Annotated in this window: 7 protein-coding genes; 5 read left to right on the top strand and 2 right to left on the bottom strand. The window is 67.0% G+C overall.

The annotated features are described in order from the left end of the window. The 5 genes from AC1D12_RS18495 to AC1D12_RS18475 all read left to right on the top strand — a co-directional run. Nucleotides 1-1122, top strand: a 1122-nt coding sequence (locus AC1D12_RS18495) for a TRAP transporter large permease (RefSeq protein ID WP_477842115.1), incomplete at its 5' end; no start/stop codon positions are given. 60 nt (nucleotides 1123-1182) lie between these two features. Further along, entirely contained in the window at nucleotides 1183-2169 is a 987-nt protein-coding gene (locus AC1D12_RS18490) for a tripartite tricarboxylate transporter substrate binding protein (protein ID WP_047504429.1), read from the top strand. A 9-nt stretch (nucleotides 2170-2178) separates the two neighbouring features. Beyond that, on the top strand, nucleotides 2179-3168 hold the full coding sequence (locus tag AC1D12_RS18485; RefSeq protein WP_047504426.1) for a sialic acid TRAP transporter substrate-binding protein SiaP: 990 nt from the start codon (nucleotides 2179-2181) through the stop codon (nucleotides 3166-3168). A 52-nt stretch (nucleotides 3169-3220) separates the two neighbouring features. Next, entirely contained in the window at nucleotides 3221-4003 is a 783-nt protein-coding gene (locus tag AC1D12_RS18480) for an SDR family oxidoreductase (protein ID WP_477828387.1), read from the top strand. 129 nt (nucleotides 4004-4132) lie between these two features. After that, the gene (locus AC1D12_RS18475; protein ID WP_477842113.1) at nucleotides 4133-5260 is read left to right on the top strand and encodes a hypothetical protein; all 1128 of its coding nucleotides are present in this window, start codon (nucleotides 4133-4135) and stop codon (nucleotides 5258-5260) included. Nucleotides 5261-5292: 32 nt separating this feature from the next. On the opposite strand, the gene AC1D12_RS18470 is transcribed toward AC1D12_RS18475, so the two are convergent. Next, the gene (locus AC1D12_RS18470; RefSeq protein WP_477842111.1) at nucleotides 5293-5496 is read right to left on the bottom strand and encodes a hypothetical protein; all 204 of its coding nucleotides are present in this window, start codon (nucleotides 5494-5496) and stop codon (nucleotides 5293-5295) included. Between the two features lie 80 nt (nucleotides 5497-5576). Next, the coding region (locus AC1D12_RS18465; protein ID WP_477842109.1) for an NHL repeat-containing protein at nucleotides 5577-7635 on the bottom strand (2059 nt) is incomplete at its 5' end.

Raw genomic sequence — 7635 nt, 5'->3', positions numbered from 1 at the left:
CACGTGAACATCGTCGGCTCGGTGATCTTCGCCGGCATGAGCGGCACCGCSATYGCCGATGCCGCCGGCCTCGGCACSATCGAGATCAAGGCGATGAAGGACCACGGCTACAGCACCGAGTTCGCGGTCGGCGTGACGGCCGCGTCGGCGACGCTCGGGCCGATCATCCCGCCGTCGCTGCCGTTCGTGATCTACGCGATGTTCGCCAACGTGTCGGTCGGGCAGCTGTTCCTGGCCGGCATCGTGCCGGGCGCGGTGATGGCGCTGCTGATGATGCTGACGGTGGCCTGGTTCGCGCGCCGCAACCGCTGGGGCCGCGACACCCGGCCCGAATGGCGCCGCATCGCCAAGGCGCTGGCCGAGCTGGCGGTGGTGGTGGCGTTTCCGCTCGCGCTGTGGGCGCTGTCGGGGACCGGGGTCAACATGCAGCTCGCCGCCGCGCTCGCGATGGCGGCGCTGCTCGCGGCCGACCGCTTCTTCCGCTTCGATGCGGTGCTGCCGATCATGACGCCGGTGCTGCTGATCGGCGGCATGACGAGCGGCCTGTTCACCGCCACCGAGGGCGCGATCGCCGCCTGCGTGTGGGCGCTGTTCCTCGGCCTGGCGTGGTACCGCACGCTGAGCCTGAAGGCGCTCGTCAAGGCGTGCATGGACACGGTGGAGACCTCGTCGACGGTGTTGTTCATCGTCGCGGCCGCGTCGATCTTCGGCTGGATGCTGACCGCCACGCGCACCACCGAGCTGATCGCGCAAGGGGTGCTGGCCATCGCGAGCGAGCCGTGGCAGTTCCTGCTGCTGGCCAATGCGCTGATGCTGTTCGTCGGCTGCTTCCTGGAGCCGACCGCGGCGATCACGATCCTCGTGCCGATCCTGCTGCCGATCGTGCAGCGGCTGGGCATCGACCCGGTGCACTTCGGGCTGGTGATGGTGCTCAATTTGATGATCGGGCTGCTGCACCCGCCGATGGGCCTGGTGCTGTTCGTGCTGGCGCGCGTGGCCCGGCTGTCGGTCGAGCGCACGACGATGGCGATCCTGCCGTGGCTGGTGCCGCTGCTGGCCTCGCTGGCGCTGGTGACCTTCGTGCCGGCGATCTCGCTGTGGCTGCCGCGCCTTCTTTCCTGAATCCCGTGTCCTGAATTTCCCTTTCCTGACGACAACGACGACTGAACGGAGACAACGACGATGATTCGCTTCGATGCTGCACGGCACGCCCTGCTGCTGGCTGCCGCCTGCCTGCTGCCCCTGGCCGGGATCTCGGCCTTCACCGCCTCCAACGCGCGCGCAGCCGACTACCCGACGCGCCCGATCGAGCTGCTGGTGCCCTACCAACCGGGCGGCGGCACCGACGCGCTCGCACGCGCCTTCGCCGAGGCCTCGCGCAAGCACCTGCCGGCCTCGATGTACGTCAGCAACAAGCCGGGCGCGAGCGGCGCGATCGGCTGGAGCTACGTGATCAACAGCAAGCCCGACGGCTACACGATCGCGGTGATGACGGTCGAGATCGCGACGCTGCCGCACCTGGGTCTCGCGAAGTTCACGCACGAGGATTTCATCCCGATCGCGCAGCTGAACGCCGACCCGGCCGCGATCACGGTGCGTGCCGATGCGCCTTGGAACACCTACGAGGAGTTCATCGCCGCCGCGAAGAAGGGCGACCTGCGGGTGGGCAACTCGGGCGTCGGCTCGATCTGGCACCTGGCCGCGGCCGCGCTCGAAGACCGCACCGGCGCGAAGTTCCTGCACGTGCCCTACCAGGGCGCGGGGCCGGCGGTGCTGGCGCTGATGGGCTCGCAGATCGATGCGGTGTCGGTCAGCCCGGCGGAGGTGTCGACCTACGTGCAGGCCGGCAAGCTGAAGACGCTGGCGGTGATGGCCGACCAGCGCGTGAAGGGTTTCGAGAAGGTGCCGACGCTGAAGGAGCGCGGCGTCGACCTGAGCATCGGCACGTGGCGTGGCCTGGGCGTGGCCAAGGGCACGCCGCAGGACGTCGTCGACGTGCTGCGCGCCGCGACGCAGAAGACCGCCGCCGAGCCGAGCCTGCATGAGGCGATGGACAAGCTGAACCTCGGCTATGCGTATGCCGATGCGGCGGCCTTCAAGCAGGTGGTCGCGCGCGACCATGAGACCTTCAAGGTGCTGATCCCGAAGCTGAACCTCAACAAGCCGTAGGAGACGACGATGATCCGGATCTCTTCCTTCAAGCCTTTCAAGCGTTTTGCCGCGCTGGCGCTGCTCGCGCTGTGCAGCACCGCCGGGCTCGCGCAGACCAAGCTCAAATGGGCCCACGTCTACGAGACCAGCGAGCCGTACCACAAGCAGGCGCTGTGGGCGGCGGAGGAGATCAAGAAGCGCAGCAACGGCAAGTACCTGATCGACGTGTTCCCGGCGTCCACGCTCGGCAAGGAGACCGACATCAACCAGGGGCTGACGCTGGGCACGGTGGACATCATCTACACCGGGATGGCGTTCGCCGGGCGGGCCTACCCGCCGCTGTCGATCGCGTCGGGGCCGTTCATCTTCCGCGACCATGCGCACTGGCAGAGCTTTCGCGACAGCGCGATCTTCAAGGAGCTGGCGGCGGGGTACGAGAGCAAGAGCGGCGGCAACCACATCGCCGGCTACACCTATTACGGCCAGCGCCACCTCACCGCGAACAAGCAGGTGCTGAAGCCGGAGGACATGAAGGGCATGAAGCTGCGCGTGCCGGATGCGCCGCTGTTCATGATGTTCCCGCGCGCGGTGGGCGCCAACCCGACGCCGATCGCATTCGCCGAGGTGTACCTGGCGCTGCAGAACGGCACCGTCGATGCRCAGGAGAACCCGCTGCCGACGATCGAGGCCAAGAAGTTCTAYGAGGTGCAGAAGTACACGATGCTGACCGGGCACATCACCGAATCGCTGGTCACCGTGGTGTCGGGCACCACCTGGAGTTCGATGCCGGCGGCCGACCGCAAGCTGTTCGACCAGGTGCTCTGGGAGGCGTCGACGCGGGCGAGCAGCGACATCCTCGAATCCGAGCACCGCCTCGTGACCGAGTTCGAGAAGGCCGGCCGCACCATCGTGAAGGTGGACCGCAAGCCGTTCATGCAGGCGGTGCAGAAGGCAGTGACGGCCCCCGATGCGCCGTGGTCGAAGGAACTGTATGACCGCGTGGAGGCGCTGAAGTAGCGAGTTCGCCGAGAATCCTGGCGATTCGCCGCACGGCATCGAAAGGAATCGCATGGATCTCGGAATCGAAGGCAAGTGGGCGCTGGTGTGTGCCGCCAGCAAGGGCCTGGGCAAGGGCTGCGCACAGGCGCTGGTGCGCGAGGGCGTCAACGTGGTGATCACCGCGCGCGGTGCCGAGGCGCTGGAGGCGACGGCCGCCGAGTTGCGGGCGCTGAAGCGCGGCGAGGTGCGCAGCGTGGCGGGCGACATCACGACGGCCGCCGGCCGCGAGGCGGCGCTGGCGGCGTGCCCGCAGGTCGACATCCTGGTCAACAACGCCGGCGGGCCGCCGCCGGGGGATTTCCGCGACTGGGACCGTGACGCGTGGATCAAGGCGCTCGATGCCAACATGCTGACGCCGATCGAGCTGATCAAGGCGACGGTCGATGCGATGGCGGGGCGCGGCTACGGGCGCGTGGTCAACATCACCTCGGGCGCGGTGAAGGCGCCGATCGGCGTGCTGGGCTTGTCGAACGGCGCGCGCAGCGGGCTCACCGGTTTCGTGGCGGGCCTCGCGCGCACCAACCTGGTCGCGAAGAACGTGACCATCAACGGCCTGCTGCCCGGCGCGTTCGACACCGACCGGTTGCGAACGACGGTGCGGGCCGGGGCGCAGAAGACGGGGCAGGACGCCGACGCCGCGTGGGATGCGCGGCGCAAGACGATCCCGGCGCAGCGCTTCGGCACGGCCGAGGAGTTCGGCGCGTTCTGCGCGTTCCTGTGCAGCGTGCAGGCGGGGTACCTGACGGGGCAGAACATCCTGCTGGATGGCGGGGCGTATCCGGGGACGTTCTGAGCGGAAGGATGTACTGCGCGTGGAACGATGTGGCGGCTGGCGTGACATACAGGGCGTTACTCGGGTGAGGGCTCGGCGCTTGTGAGGCTGAGGTGGCGCCTGGGGCGTCACTTCAACACAGAGGCCACCATGGGTCCTTCCACCAAACTTCAGCCCAATGCTGTTCGCAAGATCTCGCGCTCGCTGAGTGCCCCCTCACCGGAACACGCCGCAAGGGTCACCACGCTTTCCAGGCAGCGCAGTTCCGCAGGGCACTGCGTGCAAAGCCATCTGGCTTCTCGCTCCGGGTCGCACATGTTCAAGGTGGCCTCGTTCGCCACCATGCAGAGTGTTCCGTTCCTGGCTGCGCGTTCGCGCGGACAGGTGCAGGATTTCAAGGCGCATTTCGATGCCTTGAAGAGCATGCTGGCGTACTACGACGACCAGCGTGTCAACGCGCCGCGCGGGAAGACCACGCCCGAAGTCCAGCCCGAGGACTGGATGCTCGCCCAGGAGATCGTGAACACCCTGACCACCTTTCCTGAATTTGCGCAGTTGGCGCCGGCGTTGAGCAACAGCATCGAGGCTCTGAAGCCTCTGCTGGGGCAGCCGGGACAGGCGCGATACAGCGCATGGACGGCGGTGGGCCGCACCGTCAAGAACTTTTGGCCTGCCGGCCATCAGGCGCCCGCTGCATCGCCGGCGGCGCAACAGCGGCAGGTTTCAGCCCCCGAGGCTGCGCCACAGCGCAAGCCGACCAGTTCCTGTCAGGCCGCGTGCCAGGACCTCGCGGACTGGAGCAAGGGCATCCAGACGGTCGGGAACACGCAGCAGATTGCGTGGAGCGACGTGCGCAAACGGGTGAATGGGATCGTCTCGAGCCCTGACTTCGAGACCCACGTCTCGCCGGACGAGCAAGCCGTGTTCACGGATCTGCAAAAGCTCAATGCTACTGACTCGGGGCGTTCCGGGCGATTCAAGGCTTGGGAGACTGTGCAAAAGCTGGTGTCGCAGCACACGGGCAGCCCGCCCCCGTCGGTGGGACAGTTTCGGACACTCTTGAATCGCATGCCCATCGGCGGGGTTTGGATGGACGCAGATGTGAAGGCGTTGATCCAGATGTGCAACACCGAGCGGTTCAATCACGCGGCCTGGGGGGCGGCCCTTGGCAATCAGATGTGGACGGTGGAGGTTGCTCTGAAGAACAACGCGCTGAATGCGGGGGCCGTGATGGAGAGATTGCTCGCCGATCTGAATCAGAAGTTCCCGCCCGCGTAGTCAGGCGACCGGCGCAGGCCCGGGCGGCGATGTCAGCCTTCGCCGAGCATCGGCGCCTGCGTCAACTCGGCATCGACGTTCATCAGCACGCTGGCGAGCGACAGCGCGCGCCACAGGTGGGGCGKCATCGCCATGATCGCTTCCGGCGACTTGGCGCTGGCGACCCAGGCGCCGATCTCGGCGTGCTGTTCGATGGTCAGCAGGTGGCGCCGTCGCATGTCGTCCAAGGTTTCCATGCTCGGTCTCTCGAAGATTGCGAGGAGCAGGGCTCGCGCCTCGTGCGATCCGATCATCGCACGAGGCTGAGAGCGGTCTCTCAGGGGAAGGTCGCCAGGAACACACCGTCGTTCGCCGTGATGACGAGTTGCTTGTCGCTGACGACAGCGACGGATCCGATCTGGCCGAGCGACGCCGGAAGTGCCCCCAGGATGTTGCCGGCGCTGCCGGGCTTGCCGACGACGGTGCTGACCACGCCGGCCGGCGTCACCTTTCGAACCGTCTTTGCGATCGGATGGCCTGTACCGCCGGCGCCGCCCAGATCGGCCACGTAGATGTTCTGCTGGCTGTCCACCGCAAGGCCCAGCACGACGCTGAAGCGAGCGGCGCTGCCCGTCGCATCTGCCGTGCCGCTTTGGCCGGCCGTGCCAGCCAGCGTCGTGACGGACCCGTTGGAGGTGATCCGCCGGATCGTGGCATTGCCAGTGTCGGCCACATAGATGTTGCCACCAGCGTCTGCCGCCAAACCGCGTGGATCGGTGAACCGAGCGGCGGTGCCTTGTCCGTCTGCCGAACCCCATTGCTGCACGTCGCCTGCGAACAGGGTGACCACGCCTTGAGGCGTGACACGCCGGATCGCGCTGTAGTTCGACACGAAGACGTTGCCGTTCGGATCCGCGGCAATGCCTCGCGGATCGGGCACCGTGGCGATCGTGGTCACTTCGCCCGCCGGGGTGACCTTGCGCACGCTGTTGTTGCCGGTGTCCGCGACATAGAGGTTGCCGTTCCGGTCGATGCAGAGGCCGACCGGGTCGGTGTCGCCTATCGAGTCGGAGTGAATCGAAATGAACCGGAACTGCGCATTGCTGCCGACGCCGTCGCTGTTGCCGCGCACGCCCGGTGTTCCCGCGAGTGTTGTCACGACACCCGCTGGTGTGATCTTGCGAATCACGTAATTCAGCGCGTCCGCCACGTACATGTTCCCTTGCGAGTCGACGGCCGAGCCTCCCGGTGCCTGGAATCGGGCGTTGCCACCGGTCCCGTCCGCGTAGCCGAAGTTGGATGCAAGTCCGGCGAGCGTGCTCACTTCGCCGTCCGATGAGATCTTCCGTATCGTGTGATTCTCTTCGTCGGCGACATACACGTTGTAGTGCGAGTCGACCGCTACGCCGTTGGGCCGGCGAAACCGCGCGTCCGTCCCGAAGCCGTCCGCGCTTCCACGCGTGACCAGCCTGCCGGCCAGCGTGCTGACGTCGCCCTGGGGTGTGATCTTTCGAATGATCTCGTTGAAGGCATCGGCGAGGTAGACGTTGCCGTCCTTGTCGACGGCCAGACCGCGTGGTTCCTGGAAACTGCCGTCGCTGCTGCCTTGCCCGTCGGCGAAGAACGTCGAAGTGCCGTCCGGGTTCACCTTGCAAACCTCGTAGCCGCCGAGGTTCGAGATGTACAGGTTGTCGGCGCTGTCAACCGCGATGCCAGAAGGATTCGACAGGCTGTTCGACCCGCAGGAGCTGATCGCCAGTGTCGTCACCACGCCTTGCGGCGTCACCTTTCGGATCGCGTTGTTCAAGCTGTCGGCCACGTACACGTTGCCATGGGTGTCCAACGCGAGGTCGGCAGGGCCGCTGAATCGGGCGCCTGCTCCGACGCCATCGGCGTTGCCGAGCGCTCCTGGTGATCCTGCGAGCGTGCTGACCAGCCCGTCGCGCGTGATCTTGCGGATCGTGCTGCTGCCGTCGGTCACGAACACGTTTCCGATCGCATCGGCAGCGATGCCTTGCGGCGCGTAGAACCGTGCAGCCAGGCCGAGGCCGTCGGCGGTGCCGGATTTGCCGGGCGAGCCGGCCAGCGTTTGCACCGCTCCTTCTGGCGAGATCTTGCGGATGGTGTGGTTGTGGTTGTCCGCCACGTAGATGTTTCCATCACCGTCGACCGCCACCCGCCACGGGTTGTCGAACCTGGCGTTGGAGGCCCAGCCGTCGCAGTTGCCGCTGCCTCCGGCGCTGCCGGCGAGCAGGGTCAATTGCCCGGCCTTGGCGGCGCCGGCAGACTGCGTGCTCAGCTGGGACGGCAGGGACGGCGACCCCCAGATGGACACGGCGGTGCAGATGCCGGCACTCAGCGCGTTCGCGACGCCGCTGTCATACGCCGCTTGCGCC

This window comes from Rhizobacter sp. P1_G5 (assembly GCF_056405435.1).
This window is presented reverse-complemented; position numbering and strand designations above follow the sequence as displayed.

Bases quoted from the DNA above. Each gene is read 5' to 3' on its own strand.
- AC1D12_RS18490 (WP_047504429.1), top strand. From the start codon at position 1,183: ATGATTCGCTTCGATGCTGCACGGCACGCCCTGCTGCTGGCTGCCGCC.
- AC1D12_RS18480 (WP_477828387.1), top strand. From the start codon at position 3,221: ATGGATCTCGGAATCGAAGGCAAGTGGGCGCTGGTGTGTGCCGCCAGC.
- AC1D12_RS18475 (WP_477842113.1), top strand. From the start codon at position 4,133: ATGGGTCCTTCCACCAAACTTCAGCCCAATGCTGTTCGCAAGATCTCG.